General features: G+C 54.9%; 18 protein-coding genes. 13 read left to right on the top strand and 5 right to left on the bottom strand.

Annotation, left to right across the window (positions count from 1 at the left end; all coding sequences use genetic code 11):
• Positions 1 to 33 precede the first annotated feature (33 nt).
• The 7 genes from QSJ10_RS13120 to QSJ10_RS13090 all read left to right on the top strand — a co-directional run bounded on the left by QSJ10_RS13120 (position 34) and on the right by QSJ10_RS13090 (position 6,400).
• The gene (locus tag QSJ10_RS13120; protein ID WP_033010377.1) at positions 34 to 336 is read left to right on the top strand and encodes a YunC family protein; all 303 of its coding nucleotides are present in this window, start codon (positions 34 to 36) and stop codon (positions 334 to 336) included.
• Positions 337 to 388: 52 nt separating this feature from the next.
• Positions 389 to 1,135 (top strand): sporulation protein YunB, encoded by a 747-nt coding sequence (yunB, locus tag QSJ10_RS13115; RefSeq protein WP_033016333.1) that lies wholly within the window; start codon positions 389 to 391, stop codon positions 1,133 to 1,135.
• Between the two features lie 630 nt (positions 1,136 to 1,765).
• A complete protein-coding gene (locus QSJ10_RS13110) occupies positions 1,766 to 2,962 on the top strand; it encodes an ABC transporter substrate-binding protein (protein WP_049624161.1) in 1,197 nt (398 codons plus the stop codon).
• Between the two features lie 105 nt (positions 2,963 to 3,067).
• Positions 3,068 to 3,946, top strand: coding sequence for a branched-chain amino acid ABC transporter permease (locus tag QSJ10_RS13105; RefSeq protein ID WP_033010381.1), 879 nt, complete (start codon positions 3,068 to 3,070; stop codon positions 3,944 to 3,946).
• Positions 3,947 to 3,962: 16 nt separating this feature from the next.
• Positions 3,963 to 4,937, top strand: coding sequence for a branched-chain amino acid ABC transporter permease (locus QSJ10_RS13100; RefSeq protein WP_033016332.1), 975 nt, complete (start codon positions 3,963 to 3,965; stop codon positions 4,935 to 4,937).
• Entirely contained in the window at positions 4,912 to 5,691 is a 780-nt protein-coding gene (locus tag QSJ10_RS13095; protein ID WP_033016330.1) for an ABC transporter ATP-binding protein, read from the top strand. The genes QSJ10_RS13100 and QSJ10_RS13095 overlap by 26 nt, the downstream gene beginning before the upstream one ends.
• Before the next feature lies 1 nt (position 5,692).
• Positions 5,693 to 6,400, top strand: coding sequence for an ABC transporter ATP-binding protein (locus tag QSJ10_RS13090; RefSeq protein ID WP_033016329.1), 708 nt, complete (start codon positions 5,693 to 5,695; stop codon positions 6,398 to 6,400).
• A gap of 59 nt (positions 6,401 to 6,459) precedes the next feature.
• On the opposite strand, the gene QSJ10_RS13085 is transcribed toward QSJ10_RS13090, so the two are convergent.
• Entirely contained in the window at positions 6,460 to 7,476 is a 1,017-nt protein-coding gene (locus QSJ10_RS13085) for a M23 family metallopeptidase (RefSeq protein ID WP_412729197.1), read from the bottom strand.
• A gap of 136 nt (positions 7,477 to 7,612) precedes the next feature.
• On the opposite strand from QSJ10_RS13085, the gene lipA reads away from it, so the two are divergent.
• A complete protein-coding gene (gene lipA / locus QSJ10_RS13080) occupies positions 7,613 to 8,509 on the top strand; it encodes a lipoyl synthase (protein ID WP_033010386.1) in 897 nt (298 codons plus the stop codon).
• A 186-nt stretch (positions 8,510 to 8,695) separates the two neighbouring features.
• Here the strand turns inward: lipA and QSJ10_RS13075 are convergent, their stop codons facing one another.
• Positions 8,696 to 9,382: a YhcN/YlaJ family sporulation lipoprotein gene (locus QSJ10_RS13075; protein WP_033016325.1), complete on the bottom strand. Its 687-nt coding sequence runs from the start codon at positions 9,380 to 9,382 to the stop codon at positions 8,696 to 8,698.
• A gap of 111 nt (positions 9,383 to 9,493) precedes the next feature.
• Here QSJ10_RS13075 and QSJ10_RS13070 point away from each other — a divergent pair, with 111 nt between their 5' ends.
• Positions 9,494 to 9,769, top strand: coding sequence for a YutD family protein (locus tag QSJ10_RS13070; RefSeq protein WP_053532276.1), 276 nt, complete (start codon positions 9,494 to 9,496; stop codon positions 9,767 to 9,769).
• A gap of 34 nt (positions 9,770 to 9,803) precedes the next feature.
• Here the strand turns inward: QSJ10_RS13070 and QSJ10_RS13065 are convergent, their stop codons facing one another.
• Positions 9,804 to 10,088, bottom strand: a complete 285-nt coding sequence (locus QSJ10_RS13065; protein WP_033010390.1) for a hypothetical protein — start codon at positions 10,086 to 10,088, stop codon at positions 9,804 to 9,806.
• Positions 10,089 to 10,146: 58 nt separating this feature from the next.
• Positions 10,147 to 10,416: a DUF3055 domain-containing protein gene (locus tag QSJ10_RS13060; RefSeq protein WP_033016324.1), complete on the bottom strand. Its 270-nt coding sequence runs from the start codon at positions 10,414 to 10,416 to the stop codon at positions 10,147 to 10,149.
• A 94-nt stretch (positions 10,417 to 10,510) separates the two neighbouring features.
• On the opposite strand from QSJ10_RS13060, the gene QSJ10_RS13055 reads away from it, so the two are divergent.
• On the top strand, positions 10,511 to 10,999 hold the full coding sequence (locus tag QSJ10_RS13055) for a DUF86 domain-containing protein (protein WP_053532275.1): 489 nt from the start codon (positions 10,511 to 10,513) through the stop codon (positions 10,997 to 10,999).
• Positions 10,996 to 11,766 carry a TIGR01457 family HAD-type hydrolase gene (locus tag QSJ10_RS13050; protein WP_033016323.1) on the top strand — a complete coding sequence of 257 codons (771 nt, stop codon included), beginning with the start codon at positions 10,996 to 10,998 and terminating at the stop codon, positions 11,764 to 11,766. The genes QSJ10_RS13055 and QSJ10_RS13050 overlap by 4 nt, the downstream gene beginning before the upstream one ends.
• A 145-nt stretch (positions 11,767 to 11,911) precedes the next feature.
• Here QSJ10_RS13050 and QSJ10_RS13045 read toward each other — a convergent pair whose 3' ends face one another.
• Entirely contained in the window at positions 11,912 to 12,409 is a 498-nt protein-coding gene (locus tag QSJ10_RS13045) for a phosphatidylglycerophosphatase A family protein (protein ID WP_033016322.1), read from the bottom strand.
• A gap of 256 nt (positions 12,410 to 12,665) precedes the next feature.
• On the opposite strand from QSJ10_RS13045, the gene yutH reads away from it, so the two are divergent.
• Together yutH and QSJ10_RS13035 are read left to right on the top strand one after the other, a co-directional pair.
• Positions 12,666 to 13,670 carry a spore coat putative kinase YutH gene (gene yutH, locus QSJ10_RS13040; protein ID WP_053532274.1) on the top strand — a complete coding sequence of 335 codons (1,005 nt, stop codon included), beginning with the start codon at positions 12,666 to 12,668 and terminating at the stop codon, positions 13,668 to 13,670.
• Positions 13,671 to 13,921: 251 nt separating this feature from the next.
• Positions 13,922 to 14,896, top strand: coding sequence for a 2-hydroxyacid dehydrogenase (locus tag QSJ10_RS13035; protein WP_033010396.1), 975 nt, complete (start codon positions 13,922 to 13,924; stop codon positions 14,894 to 14,896).
• Positions 14,897 to 14,950 lie beyond the last annotated feature (54 nt).

Here is a 14,950-nt window from a genome sequence, read left to right as displayed (position 1 = left end):
CATTGGAGTATGGAAAGGAGAGTGACTGCGGCGATGGTGGAAGTCAAGCCGATTATCATTGAGGGACATCCGTTTGTCGCGGTGTCCGTCCAGCTGCCGAAAACGAACTTGCTGGCGGTGGCGAGTGAAAAAGGGTACATCATGTGCGGGGCGCTCGATGTGGCGTTATTGAACGAAAAGCTGCGCGACCGCGGCATTGTCGCCGGACGGGCGGTCGGGGTGCGCACGGTCGAGCAGTTGCTTGAGGCGCCGCTCGAATCGGTGACAGTCGCCGCCGAGGAGCTTGGCATCAAACGGGGAATGAAAGGAAAAGACGCGCTGTTGAAAATGCGGTGAAAAAATCCCTCCTTGCAAGCATACATATAGCTTGTAAAGGAGGGATTTCATTTTGCTGCGCCCCCGATTTGTGCGGAGAGGGCCGCTTCCGTTCCGCTACGTGTTTTTATTGACATTCGTTTTTTTTATGTTTTCCACAGCGGCCGGGCTTTGGATCGTGAATAAAGGCATTGAGCCGATGCTGATGGAAATTGCGGAAACGGAAACGAAGCGGATTGCCAACTTGGTGATCAATAACGCCATTGAGCAGCAGTTTCAAAAAGACAACCCTGAATTTCGGCAGCTGGTCACGGTTCAAAAGGACGAAAGCGGCAAAATTGTGTCGGTCGATTTTGACACTGCGGTGATCAATCGCATCTTATCGGAGACGGATGATCATGTGATGGAAAGCTTAAAGGCGGCGACAGAAGGACGGATCGAACGGATGGTGCTGCCTGAGGTCGAATCCGGCCAAGGGGACAGCCGCGGGATCATTTACTATATCCCGCTCGGCCAAGTGACGAACAACGTGCTGCTCGCCAACCTCGGCCCGCGCATTCCGGTGCAGTTTCAGATCGTTGGCAATGTCGAATCGGAAGTGACGAAAGAAATTCGAGCGTATGATATTAACAGTTTTTTTATTGAAATTGATATTCATGTATCGGTCGACATCCAGGTCGTCATTCCTTTTGCATCGAAAATTTCCAATGTGACAACAGATATTCCAGTTGTGATGCGCTTTATTCCGGGAGAAGTGCCGCAATTTTACAACAAAAACGGCGGTCAAGTCGGCCCGTCCATCCAGCTTCCGAAGCGGTAGTGGGAAAGGCTGTCAATGTGCGCCTCTAAAAGGCCGGCGACTGTCATCTTCCTAAATCGATCGTTCTCGTTCGACTGTCGAAGGCAAGCCAAGGCGTGACGGAGGATCGAACAACCGCCTGCTTCACAGACCCATATATGGGTCTTTAAGCGGCGTTGTTCGGTCGCCCGACAGTCGATCAAATACTCGGGTAAAAGCTGCAAATGGCAAAGCTTCAAATTGCATCTATATAGTTCCGTTAGGTTGACGGGTGCCCGTCAGCCGTTGGGAATGGTTTTTACAGAAACATGGAAATGTTATGCAAAAAAAGTGTTCTTCTCGGCGAAGGGGCTTTGGCTGTTTCTCTGGCGTTTGTCAAGAGGAAACAGCTTTTTTGTTTTTTAAATAGAAAACAACTAGACGAGTTGGTTCGAATTTTGTAATATTATATTAAATTGAAAATAATTTTATTATTTATATATCAGTTTGAGAGGGGGGATGAACGGCCGGCATCGGAAGGCATGCATCAGTTTGCGGCGCCATCCGGCGCGGCGCACGAGCGCACAAGGCATACGGACTCTATCGATATAGTATGCAGAAAAAGGTGTGCGCTCTGGTGACAGAACATTTTGAACAATGGGGGAACAAGAAATGAAGAAAAAAAGAGCAGCAGGTGTCTTTTTCTCATTGATGCTGACGGCGGGTCTTTTGGCCGGCTGCGGCGGCAACCAGCAAGGAGGCAGTTCTTCAGGCGGAAACAGCGGCGGAGGCGGGGGCGGCGATGTGATTAAAATCGGCGCCAACCTTGAGCTGTCCGGCGGGGCCGCGTCATACGGCCAGTCGATTGCGGAAGGGCTCGACTTGGCGCTTGAGGAAATCAACAAAGAAGGAATCAACGGCAAAAAGCTGGAGTTGGTGAAAGTCGACAACAAATCGGAAGCGGCCGAAGCGACGAACGGCGCGATCAAGTTGATCAGCCAGGATAAAGTCGTCGCCATCATTGGCTCGGCGACGAGCACGAACACGCTCGCTCAAGTGCAAATTGCCAATGACAATAAAGTTCCGATTATTACACCGTCTGGGACGAGCGAAACGGTGACCGTCAAAGATGGCAAAGTGAACGAGTTCGTCTTCCGGACGTGCTTTATCGACCCGTTCCAGGGAACGGTGGCGGCCAAATTTGCGCTGAACGACTTGAAAGTAAAAAAGGCGGCTGTTTTGATCGACAGCGCGAGCGACTATTCGAAAGGGCTGGCGGCGTCATTTAAAGAAACATTTACAGCCGGCGGCGGCCAAATTGTTGCCGAAGAAGCGTATGTGGCGAAAGACACCGACTTCCGCGCCACGCTGACGAGCATTAAATCGGCCAATCCGGAATTTTTATTCTTGCCGGGCTACTATGAAGAAGTCGGTTTGATCGTCAAACAAGCGCGAGAGCTTGGGTTGAACATCCCGATCATGGGCGGCGACGGCTGGGATTCGCCAAAACTGATTGAGCTTGCTGGCAAAGACGCGTTGAACAATACGTACATTACGAACCATTATTCGTCGGGCGACCCGGATCCGAAAATTCAAGAATTTGTCAAAGCGTTCCAAGCGAAATACAATAAAGCGCCGGACGCCTTTAACGCCCTTGGTTACGATACGGCATACTTCTTGGCGGATGCCATCAAACGGGCTGGCAGCGCCGATCCGGTGAAAATTAAAGACGCGCTGGCGCAAACGAAAGATTTGCAGCTTGTCACGGGAACATTTACGGTCGATCAAAACCACAATCCTGTCAAATCGGCCATTATTTTGGAATACAAAGACGGGCAGCAGCAATTTAAAACAAAAGTGAATCCGTAATAAAAGGCTGGATGGATGCGTGGACAGAGGAGGCCCCTAAGGGGCGCCCTCCCATCCGGCATTTCTTTTGGCCAACGACGAGTTTTCGTTAAGGAGCGTGCAATCATGGAACTCATTCAACAGCTGGTCAACGGCATTTCGCTAGGCAGCATTTATGCGCTCATCGCGCTTGGCTATACGATGGTGTATGGCATCGTCCGGCTCATTAACTTCGCCCATGGCGACGTCTTTATGATTGGTTCATTCGTCGGCTTTTACGCTGTGACGATGCTCGGCGTCGGTTTTTTCCCAGCGCTGTTGTTGGCGATGGCCGCCTGTGCCGTGCTCGGGGTAGTCATTGAGCGGATTGCGTACAAGCCGCTGCGCAACGCGACGCGCATTGCTGTGCTCATTACAGCGATCGGCGTATCGCTGCTCATTGAGTACGTCATCATTTATTTGCGTGGGGCGCAGCCGGAAGCGTATCCGAGCACGTTGCTGTCAGATCGGAACTTGGAGCTGTTTGGCGTTGTCATCAGCAGCCAGTCGCTGTTCATCCTCGGCACGTCCCTCGTTTTGATGGTCCTTCTTCAGTTCATTGTTCACCGGACAAAAATCGGGAAAGCGATGCGCGCCGTCTCTCATGATGCGGAAGCGGCCCGGTTAATGGGAATCAACGTCGACAATACGATTTCGGCCACGTTCGCCATCGGTTCGGCGCTTGCGGGGGCGGCAGGCGTTATTTTCGGCATTTATTATACAAAAATCGAGCCATTGATGGGCATTCTTCCCGGATTAAAAGCGTTTGTCGCCGCCGTGTTGGGCGGAATCGGCATCATTCCGGGAGCGATGGTCGGGGGGCTTTTGCTTGGCGTCATCGAATCGCTCGTCAGCGGGCTCGGCTACTCGCTTTGGCGCGACGGAGTGGCGTTTGTCATTTTAATTCTCATCCTCATTTTCCGGCCGGCCGGATTGTTTGGCAAGAACGTACGAGAAAAAGTGTAAAGGATGGTAGGGAACAATGGCAACTTGGAAGCGGACGAGTGGATTTTGGGTTTCCGTCATACTGGCCTTCTCCTTTTTCGTTGTTGTCGAGTGGCTGATTGCAAGCGGAACGTTAAACATCTTTTATGTGAATACCCTCTTTTTTATGGCGATTAATGTCATTTTGGCCGTCAGCCTTCATTTAATTATCGGGATCACCGGACAATTTTCCATTGGCCATGCCGGTTTTTTCGCCGTTGGCGCCTATGCCTCCGCGATTATGACGATGAAGCTGCAGCTGCCGTTTGCGGCCGGCGTTTTGGCTGCCGGGGTGGCGGCGGCGCTCGCCGGCCTCATCATCGGCGTGCCGAGCTTGCGTTTAAAAGGCGATTATTTGGCGATCGCCACGCTCGGCTTTGGCGAAATTGTCCGCATCGCGCTCTTGAACATCGATTACGTCGGCGGGGCGAGCGGCATGACGGTGACGCATATGACGACATGGCCGTGGGTGTTCGCCTGCCTGTTTGCCACCATTTTGGTGATCGCCAACTTCACGAACTCGACGCACGGACGGGCGTGCATCTCGATCCGCGAAGATGAAATCGCCGCCGATGCCATGGGGATCAACACGACGTATTACAAAGTGGCGGCGTTTGTGATCGGTTCGTTTTTCGCCGGCATCGCCGGAGCGCTGTATGCGCACCACTTTTACATTATTCAGCCATCGAACTTTGGCTTCCTGAAATCGTTCGACATTTTGATTTTCGTCGTCCTCGGTGGGCTCGGCAGCCTATCCGGCGCGGTGGTGGCCGCGGTGTTGCTGACGATCGTTTCGACGTTCTTGCAAAACTATCCGGAAACGCGGATGATCATTTACAGCATCGTCTTGATTTTGGTGATGCTGTACCGTCCAACCGGGTTGATGGGGACGAAAGAACTATCTTCGCTCTTCAAATGGCGGAAGGCAGCGCAGGGAGGAATGAATCATGGCGGCAAAAACACCGTTGCTTAAAGCAGAAAACGTCGGCATCCAGTTTGGCGGGCTGAAGGCGCTCTCCGGTGTGACGATGGAGCTATATCAAGGGGAGCTTGTCGGGCTCATCGGCCCGAACGGCGCGGGGAAAACGACGCTGTTTAACTTGTTGACGGGCGTGTATGTGCCGACTGACGGGCGGATTATGCTTGACGGCGAGACGTTGAACGGACTGCCGCCGTATAAAATTACGCGCAAAGGGATCAGCCGGACGTTTCAAAACATTCGCCTGTTCGGCGAGCTGTCGGTGCTCGACAATGTGAAAGTCGCCTACCATGCGCATGCCCGCCATTCGATCGCGAGCTCCATTCTCCGCCTCCCGTCCCATTTCCGCGGGGAAAAGGAAATAGAAGAAAAGGCGATCGAGTTTTTGAACATTTTTCAGCTTGACGGCGTCATGCACGAGAAAGCGAAAAACTTGCCGTACGGCCAGCAGCGCCGGCTTGAGATCGCCCGGGCGCTGGCGGCGCAGCCAAAAGTGCTTTTGCTTGACGAGCCGGCCGCCGGCATGAACCCGCAAGAAACGAAAGAATTGATGAACTTGATCGCGTTTATCCGCGAACGGTTTGCGTTGACGATTTTGTTGATTGAGCATGATATGTCGCTTGTGATGGGCATATGCGAGCGCATTTACGTGTTGGACCACGGCCAATTGATCGCCCACGGCACGCCGGAACAAGTGCGCAGCAACCCGAAAGTGATCGAGGCTTACCTTGGCGAGGAGGTGTCGTGACGTGTTGAAAGTGGAGGCAATCGATGTGTTTTACGGCAACATTCATGCCTTAAAAGGCGTATCGCTTGAGGTGAACAAAGGCGAGATCGTCACGCTGATCGGCGCAAACGGCGCCGGCAAAACGACGCTGCTAAAAACGATCTCCGGCTTGTTGAAGCCGAAAAGTGGCGACATCGTCTACGAAGGGGCTTCGATCGCCGGCAAGGCGGCGCAAACGATCGTCAAGCAAGGCATTTCCCACGTGCCGGAAGGGCGGCGCGTGTTCGCCAATATGACGGTCGAGGAAAACTTGGAGCTTGGCGCGTTTTTGCGCAAAGACAAAGACGGCATTCAACAAGACTTTGCCAAAGTCTTTCAGCTGTTCCCGCGCCTCGAGGAGCGGCGCAAGCAGCTGGCCGGCACGCTTTCGGGCGGCGAGCAGCAGATGCTCGCCATCGGCCGTGCGCTCATGGCGCGCCCGAAGCTGCTCTTGCTTGACGAACCGTCGATGGGGCTCGCGCCGCTGCTGGTGAAGACGATTTTCCGCATCATTCAGGAAATCAACGAATCGGGAACGACGATTTTGCTTGTCGAACAAAACGCCCACATGGCGCTCTCCATCGCCGACCGCGCCTACGTCATCGAATCCGGGCGCGTCGTCCTGTCGGGGGCGGCGAGCGAGCTGCAGGCGAGCGAGCAAGTGAAACAGGCGTATTTGGGCGGGCATTAACGAAAGCAGAAAGACGAAAAGAGGCCGACATCGGCCTCTTTTTTGTCCAGCCGCCGCTGCTAGCGGCGCCGCTGTTGCTGCTGCTCGGCCCGCTCCCACGCTTTCAAGTGCGGATACGGGTCAAACGCCCACTCCGTATAGCCGTTGTCTTTGTACATGCCGTAATGGAGGTGGGGCGGGAACTTTCCAGCGGTGCCCGGCGGTCCGTAGCCGGAGCTGCCGACCGAGCCGATGATCGTGCCCGGCTCGACGATTTGCCCTTCGCGAAGCCCGGCGGCAAAGCCGTTCAAATGGGCAAAATAATGGTACGTGTTGTTGATGTCGCGGATGCCGACGCGCCAGCCGCCGTATTTATTCCATCCTTTCAGTTCGACAATGCCATAGCACGTCGAGCGGACCGGCACGCCGTAGCCGGCGAAAATGTCGGTTCCTTCATGAATGCGGCGCCCGCCCCAGCCGCGCGCATCGCCCCACGTGTCGCGGTAGCTGTAATTCGCCCGCAACGGGAGCGGAAAGACATGGTCATCCAGTTTCAATGTCTTGTATTTTTTGTAAATCTTCACTTTTCCTAAAATCAAATCCACCGTTTTGGAACGCTGGTAATAGTTCCAAAGCGCGATTTTAATATGGCGATGATCGATACCGTATGTCTGCAAATAGCGTGCCATGGCCATGATGACGTCGTCGTCGTCATCCGCCCGCGCCTTGCCGTCCCCGTCTCCGTCCACACCGAGCCCGCCAAACTGGGAAATCGTAAACGGGTTCGTATCGTGCGGATTTTTGTTCAGCGGTCCGGCCCATACGTCCGGTTTCATATAAATGCCGAGGACGCCGGTTGGTTTTGGCAAGTCGCGGCGCGCTTGCCGGATGTTCCGTTCATACTGGTCGATGGCGGCAAAGTAATACCATGGAATGAGCGAAACCGCCTCCGCTTTTTTATACAGCTCCATGCGCTGTTCGTATACTGCGTCGTCGTTTTCCGCCGCGGAAGCCGCGCTGGCCGCTATGAACAACACCGTCGCCACCCATAGGGCGACAAACCATCGGTGCACGTGGAATCCCCCCTTTTCGCCCATTTCATATGTTTAGTTTGGGGAGAAACAGGCGATTCATAAATGTTAAAAAGAGGAAAGAGGCTTATTTTTTTGTGTTTTTTCGCGTTTTTCATTTATAATGAAAATGGAACAATCCTCGACAAGTGGAGTGAGAACGATGGCAACAAACGAAGAACATGTCCGCAAGCCGGACTGGCTGAAGATTAAACTGAACACGAATGAACATTATATCGGATTGAAGAAGCTGATGCGGGAAAATCGTTTACATACTGTGTGCGAAGAGGCGAAGTGCCCGAATATTCATGAGTGCTGGGCGGTAAGGCGGACGGCGACGTTTATGATTTTGGGCAGCGTCTGCACGCGCGCCTGCCGCTTTTGCGCTGTCAAAACCGGGCTCCCGACCGAGCTTGACTGGCAAGAGCCGGAACGCGTCGCTGAGTCGGTGCGCATCATGAATTTAAAACACGTCGTCGTTACGGCCGTCGCCCGCGATGACCTCAAAGACGGCGGGGCGGCGGTGTTTGCGGAAACGGTGCGTGCCATCCGCCGGAAAAATCCGTTTACGACGATTGAAGTGCTGCCATCGGATATGGGCGGCGTGTATGAAAACTTAAAAACGCTGATGGACGCCCGTCCCGATATTTTAAACCATAACATCGAAACGGTGCGCCGTCTGACGCCGAGAGTGCGCGCCCGGGCGACATATGAACGCTCGCTTGAGTTTTTGCGGCGCGCGAAAGAACTGCAGCCGGACATTCCGACGAAATCGAGCATCATGGTCGGCCTTGGGGAAACGAAAGAGGAAATTATCGAAGCGATGGACGATTTGCGCGCCAACCATGTCGACATTTTGACGATCGGCCAATATTTGCAGCCGACGAAAAAACATTTGAAAGTCGTCAAATATTACCATCCGGACGAATTCCAAGAGCTGAAAGAAATCGCGCTGAGCAAAGGGTTCAGCCATTGCGAGGCCGGTCCGCTCGTCCGTTCGTCGTACCATGCCGACGAGCAGGTGAACGAAGCGGCGAAAGCGCGGCAGCTGAAGGCGTGAAGATGGCAGGCGCCCGGGCTTGCGGAGTCAAAGCCGGCGTCCGCCCCCCTCGCTGCCGCCAAACAGCCTGCGAGGGGAGATGCGGGCATCGCGCCCAGGCGGCAAACACTTTGACTGGCGGCTTTTGTTGCCGGAAAAAAGAAACGGTCGAGCCTCTTTAAGAAACAGGCAGACCGTTTTCTTTCGCTACCGTCCGGCCGGCGTCGGCCGCGGCGTGCCGTCGCGGAAGTCACGGTCGAGGTGGTCGTTTGTCTCGTTGATCATTTCGCCGTTTTCATTTTCCCCGTCGCTCAGCTTTTTCCCTTGCGGATATTTCAACATCCGCTGAATCGTGGCATCGAGAAGTTGGTCGATATTGCGCGCGTTCGAATCAAGGAGCCCGAAGCGCTCAATGTCTTTCATCAGCTGTGGATTGTCGGCGATATACACATGGTAGTAGCGGGGAACGACGGACAGCGCTGTCTTTTTCACTTGGTCGGCGGTTTGCTGCCGATTTTTTGTGTCGGCGTCATAGACGACAAGCACCTCTTCATCGGTGACGAGCGTGGCGACATCGTTGACGCCCGGTAGCTGCGTGCACAGTTTGCTGATTAAATCGGCGGCTTGCTCGCGGTTGAACGACGGCATGTCGTTATAGCCGTTTGCATCGCCGAGGATCGGGCTTTTTTGATGGCGGACGTAGCCGAAGTTGTTCATCGGCGTGTCATCGCCGTTTGGCACCCCATTTTCGTTGTACAGCTCATTGCGGTCGGTCACATTGATCGTATTGCCGCTCCGTTTGTAGACGTCGGTGTTTTCGTCCTGCGCCGTCTGCGCGCAGCCGGCCAGGGCGATCGCCGTTCCGAACGCGGCGGCGATCCAACATCGGTTCATCGTCAGCCCCCCCTCGCTTTTAGGGTGGCACGCGGTTCGCTGTTTGATAATAGTAATTGATTGGGTGCGGTTCATCGTTTATGATGAAAGTGGAAAGGCGAGGTGAGAGCGGTGATTTGCGTTAACAACTATTGTTATGAACTGGTTGAAAACGTCAAAAACGCGTTTAACGAAGAGGCGTTTCGCGCCCGATACGCCGATATTTTAGGGAAGTACGACTACATTGTCGGCGATTGGGGATACAATCAGCTTCGCCTGCGCGGGTTTTTCGATGACCATAACCAAAAGGCGACGTATGATACGAAAATCAGCACGCTGTCCGAGTATTTGTATGAATATTGCAATTTTGGGTGCGCCTATTTTGTGTTGCGCAAGGTGAAGCGGTAAAGGCGGCAGCCGCCCGCTGCCGGGCGGTCGCACGTCATTCGCCTTCGTTGTATGGAAACTGCTCGCTTTGGCGCGGGTCGTCGTGCGGCGGATGGGAGGCCGGATCGCGCCTTGGAATGTTTTGGTGAAACGATTTGAACTCATAGTTGAAGGCGCTGTAATGGCGCTGCCCTTCCTTCCACGGCGTGCTTTTGTTCTCGACCAGGGCGTCATCGCGGCGCGGCGAGCCGTACGGACCTTCCGGGAATTCTTCGGCGGTTAAAAAGTTGCGCTGTTTTTCGACGACGGAAAAGTCGGCATATTGTTCTCGTTCCGCCATTCGTCTCACCTTCCTTGCTGTCGGGGGTGTTTCATAAGATGTCCAAAACCGAGGAAGGTTATGAAAGGCATTCGTCCAAAAAGGCGCGCAGCTCATCGGCGTCTTGTTCGCTGAGTGCATAGGCGCGTTCGATATAGCCCGGCTCCTCCAAATCGTCGCGGCCAAGAATGGCAAACCGGTTGCTTTGCAAATCCAGCACCAAATATTTCCCATAAAAGCGGTCATTTTCAATTAACGCCAAATCGAACCGCTGCCGCTCGCCGACAAAGCTGACGAACCGGACCGCTGCCTCGATCGTATCATCGTATAAGTAAAACCGTTCACTCATCTCCATTCCCCCCTCTATTTTTCGCCTATGTCCATCATAGCAGACGAACGGCGAAAAAGGGAGGAAGGCGGGGAAGAAAAAAGGAGGACGAGCCATGTATTTTGTCGACCGAAACAAATTGGAAGAGCGGCTTCGCTGCATGGAGCAACTGATGGCGCACTACAAAGCGCAGCGCCACTGGGACGGCGCGCTTGAGCAGCTGGCGCTCGAGCGGATCGCTCATGTCCTCATCGAGGCGGTGCTCGATGTCGGCAACGCGATGATTGACGGCTTTATTATGCGCGACCCGGGGAGCTATAACGACATTATTGACATTTTGACTGACGAGCAGGTGATTTCGGCTGAGGACGGCGAGCGGCTGAAAGCGTTCATCGCCCACCGGAAAGCGCTCGTCCAAAACTATACGAACGTCGATCACGCGAAACTGCTCGCGGATTTGAACGAACAGCTGCCGGCGCTTGAGGCGTACCCGAAGGCGGTGCGCCATTACTTGGAAAGCGAGCTCGGCTCGGTGTCGGCGTTTGGCAGCGAATCGGCGTTTGGCAGCGAATCGATGGATGGAAAGGAGACTGACAACCGTTGAAACGATACAAAGGCTATTTGCTTGACTTGGACGGGACAATGTACCGCGGCACAGAATGCATCGCCGAGGCGCGCGAGTTTGTGAACGAGCTGCACCGCCGCAGCCTTCCGTATTTGTTTGTCACGAACAACTCGTCGCGCACGCCGGCGCAAGTGGCGGAAAAATTGCGCTCATTCGGCGTGCCGGCGGAAGAGAGGCATGTCTTCACAACAAGCCAGGCGACGGCGAACTACATTTTTGAGCGAAAGCCGGACGCGTCCGTTTATGTCATCGGCGAGGAAGGGATCCGCACCGCGTTGGCGGAAAAAGGGTTCCGCTTCGCTGGGGAGGACGCAGACGTGGTGGTCATCGGCATCGACCGCCAGCTGACGTACGAAAAGCTTGCCATCGCGTGCCTTGCCGTCCGTAACGGGGCGATGTTCATTTCGACAAACGGCGACATCGCCTTGCCGACCGAGCGCGGGCTGCTGCCGGGCAACGGCGCCATCACGTCCGTCGTCGCCGTTTCGACGCAAGTGAAGCCAACGTTTATCGGCAAGCCGGAAAACATCATTATGGAGCAGGCGCTTAAAGTGCTTGGTGTTCCAAAGGAAGATGTGTTGATGATCGGCGACTATTACGAGACGGATATTTTAGCCGGCATGAACGCGGGCATCGATACGCTGCTCGTCCATACGGGCGTCACGACGAAAGAGATGCTCGCCCGCTACGAACGGCAGCCGACCTATACGGCTGATTCGCTCCGCGAATGGATGGAGCGCCTGTAAAGCAAGAGGGGTGTCCCGAAAGGCTCGGGGCACCCTTTCTCATGACCGGGTGCAGCAACAAAGCCATCGATGCGAACCAACAAATCGTGTTTGGCTTGAGGGGTGCTGCTATTTCGTCTTTTGCATGGATGCTTCGCGCCGCCGCTCACTCGGTGTTGGCGGCTCGATGCGCGAGGCGGCTGGATGCCGCCGCGGCGATGGCGCCGACGATGTCGTCCAAAAACGTGTTGCATTTGCCGGTTGATTTGTCATTTAAATATTGCAAAATGCCCGGTTTTTGTTTGTCGATATAACCGTAGTTCGTAAACCCGATCGATCCGTACACGTTGACGATCGAAAGGGCCAAAATTTCGTCCACCCCGTACAACCCTTCATCGCGGCGGATGATGGATTGCAGCGGCTCGTCAAGCCGACCGTCCTCGGCGAGCTTGTCGAGCTGGATGCCGGTCAAAATCGCGTTTTGCACTTCGCGTTTCGAGATGACGCGGTTGACGTTTTCAATGCATTCGTCCATCGTTAAATCCGGATGGTATTTCGATTGCAAATAATAAACAAGCTCCGCAATTTTTTCCACCGTCACCCCCCGCTCCTCGAGCCATCGGCGGGCGGTTTGTTCAAGGTTGTTCATATCCGGTTTGGTCATGGTTTGTCACCCATTCTTTTGAAAAAGTCGTTTGTTATATATACGTTATCATGCCATGAATGTATCCTTCGTATAAAGAAAAATGCTCATCGGTTTTTTTGACGCCTGCTGTCATATATAAACAATAGCTGCCCTTGCCGCGGCTATGGGCCCGGGAATCAGCGCGCAAAAGTCCGTTCCCGTCCGGGCGGCATCGGGGCGGCGACGACATGGAGGGAGGAAGAATGCAAGCCAAAAAGACAAAGGAGGAGCGGCCATGGAAACATGGGTATATGAGCAATATGACATGCGCGTCGGACGGATGGAACAGCGGGGAGCGTCTACGGTCGTTTGGCATAAACAAGAGCGGTTTCTCATCGTGCCGGCGGATGGGCGGAGCGAGGCGGAGCTGGAAGAGCGTCAGCAAATGAGCCGCTATTTGCGGGCGAAAGGGGTGGACGGCGTCGGGGAGCTGGTCAAAACGAAACATGGGACGTATATTGCCCCCTGCCAAGGCCAGCCGTTCGTCCTCCTCCGCGCGCCGCTTCCGGCCGCCCGCCTTCGTTCGCTCGGCCGCGAACTGGCGCTCATGCATGAATACGGGCGCTCTTGCCCGCTGCCGATCACATCCTGCCGGCGCATCGGCCAATGGCGCGAACTGTGGGCGAAGCGAATCGACCAAATGGAGGCGTTTTGGGCGAACATGATGGCAGCGGGGCCGGCATCGCCGTTTGACCGCCTGTTTCTTGAATCGTTCCCGTACTATTTAGGATTGGCGGAAAACGCCGTGCAATATGTGGCTGACACAGAGCTCGACGACGAACCGCTGCGCGTCGATTATGCGGCGTTTTGTCATGAGCGCCTGCCGCAAGCCGGCTGGGTCGAAGGAACGGAGGCGAAGCTGCCGCTCGATTGGGTGTACGACCATTGCGCCCGCGATTTGGCGGAATGGGTGCGCCATTTGTACAACAAGCGTGGGCTAGGCTGTCAACGGGCAGTGCGGCAGTTCTTCCAAGATTACGGTCATTTGGCGCCGCTGTCGTCGTTTGCCTGGCGGCTGGTTTATGCGCGCCTGCTGTTTCCGCTTCCGTATTTTGAATGCATCGAGGCGTATTATACGACGGCGGACCGCGAAGAGCAGGCGAGGCAGGAACGGGCGCTGCGGCAGTTGCTTGACGCATCGCGCGAGTATGAGCAGTTTTTGGCGTCATTTGCTGAGATCGCCGGCATCGCCAACCATATCCGGCTGCCGGCCGTTGAATGGCTGCCGCCGGCGCCATGAGGGGGAAGAAACTTCCCGTTTTTTCAGCTGAAGCAGGTCTGGGTGATTTTCCTTTTTATAGAAAGGAAACACCCTGTTTTTTTTCAGCCGAAGCGAATGGGGGCCTGTTTTCTTTCCGTGACAGGGGGTCTTCGTTTTTGTCCGCAACGAACGAGTGCCGACTTTTCCGAACCACCGGAACGGACAACTTCCCGTTTTTTTCAGCTGGAGTTGTGATAAGATTTAGAAAAAATGAGATGGAGGGCTGTTTCATGACGAAACCGTACGTCTTTGTGACGCGAAAGCTGCCGGAGGAGGTGATCGCCCCGCTCGCCGCCGTCGCCGAGGTCGGCATGTGGCCGCATGAGGACGTGGCTGTGCCGCACGAGGTGTTGGTGGAAGAGGCGAAAAAGGCGGCGGCCCTTTTGCCGATGGTGTCCGACCCGATCGACGAGGACGTGCTGGCGGCCGGTTCAGGGCTTAAAGTCGTCGCCAACATGGGCGTCGGCTATGACAACATTGACGTGCCGGCGGCAACGAAGCGCGGCGTTCTTGTGTGCAACACGCCGGATGTGCTGACCGATACGACGGCTGATTTGACGTTTGCTTTGCTGCTCGCCACTGCCCGCCGCCTTGTCGAAGCAGCCGAATTTTTGAAAGAAGGAAAATGGAAAAGCTGGAGCCCGTTTTTGCTGGCGGGCGCCGATGTCCATCATAAAACGATCGGCATCGTCGGCATGGGCAACATCGGGCAGGCGGTGGCGAAGCGGGCGAAAGGGTTTGACATGGATGTGTTGTATTACAACCGCTCGCGCCGTCCGGAGGCGGAAGAGAAGCTGGGCGCCGTCTACCGCCCGTTCGCCGATTTGCTTGCCGAGAGCGATTTTGTCGTCTGCTTGACGCCGCTGACCCGCGAGACGCGCCATTTGTTCAACCGCGAGGCGTTTCGGCAAATGAAAACATCGGCGATTTTCATTAATGCGGCGCGCGGCGCGGTCGTTGATGAACAGGCGCTTTATGAGGCGCTTGTCGCAGGGGAGATCGCCGCTGCCGGGCTCGATGTGTTTGAGAAAGAGCCGGTCGCCGCCGATCATCCGCTTCTGTCGCTTCCGAACGTTGTGGCGTTGCCGCATATCGGCAGCGCCACATACGAAACGCGGCGAGCGATGATGACGTTGGCGCGCGACAACATCATCGCTGTCTTGGAAGGCCGGTCGCCGTTGACCCCGGTGAACGAGCTGTCGTAAAACTTTTCATTGCCAAATGGCTGATCGTCTTTTATAATGTCTACTATAAAAATA

Source organism: Geobacillus stearothermophilus ATCC 12980 (genome assembly GCF_030369615.1).
Taxonomy (GTDB): Bacteria; Bacillota; Bacilli; order Bacillales; family Anoxybacillaceae; genus Geobacillus; species Geobacillus stearothermophilus.
The sequence above is the reverse complement of the archived record's forward strand: the minus strand, read 5'-3'. Positions and strand labels throughout refer to the sequence as shown.

Coding starts and splice junctions, on each gene's coding strand:
- QSJ10_RS13120 (WP_033010377.1), top strand. CDS start 34: ATGGTGGAAGTCAAGCCGATTATCATTGAGGGACATCCGTTTGTCGCG.
- QSJ10_RS13110 (WP_049624161.1), top strand. CDS start 1,766: ATGAAGAAAAAAAGAGCAGCAGGTGTCTTTTTCTCATTGATGCTGACG.
- QSJ10_RS13105 (WP_033010381.1), top strand. CDS start 3,068: ATGGAACTCATTCAACAGCTGGTCAACGGCATTTCGCTAGGCAGCATT.
- QSJ10_RS13100 (WP_033016332.1), top strand. CDS start 3,963: ATGGCAACTTGGAAGCGGACGAGTGGATTTTGGGTTTCCGTCATACTG.
- QSJ10_RS13095 (WP_033016330.1), top strand. CDS start 4,912: ATGGCGGCAAAAACACCGTTGCTTAAAGCAGAAAACGTCGGCATCCAG.
- QSJ10_RS13085 (WP_412729197.1), bottom strand. CDS start 7,476: ATGGGCGAAAAGGGGGGATTCCACGTGCACCGATGGTTTGTCGCCCTA.
- lipA (WP_033010386.1), top strand. CDS start 7,613: ATGGCAACAAACGAAGAACATGTCCGCAAGCCGGACTGGCTGAAGATT.
- QSJ10_RS13075 (WP_033016325.1), bottom strand. CDS start 9,382: ATGAACCGATGTTGGATCGCCGCCGCGTTCGGAACGGCGATCGCCCTG.
- QSJ10_RS13065 (WP_033010390.1), bottom strand. CDS start 10,088: ATGGCGGAACGAGAACAATATGCCGACTTTTCCGTCGTCGAAAAACAG.
- QSJ10_RS13060 (WP_033016324.1), bottom strand. CDS start 10,416: ATGAGTGAACGGTTTTACTTATACGATGATACGATCGAGGCAGCGGTC.
- QSJ10_RS13055 (WP_053532275.1), top strand. CDS start 10,511: ATGTATTTTGTCGACCGAAACAAATTGGAAGAGCGGCTTCGCTGCATG.
- QSJ10_RS13045 (WP_033016322.1), bottom strand. CDS start 12,409: ATGACCAAACCGGATATGAACAACCTTGAACAAACCGCCCGCCGATGG.
- yutH (WP_053532274.1), top strand. CDS start 12,666: ATGGAAACATGGGTATATGAGCAATATGACATGCGCGTCGGACGGATG.
- QSJ10_RS13035 (WP_033010396.1), top strand. CDS start 13,922: ATGACGAAACCGTACGTCTTTGTGACGCGAAAGCTGCCGGAGGAGGTG.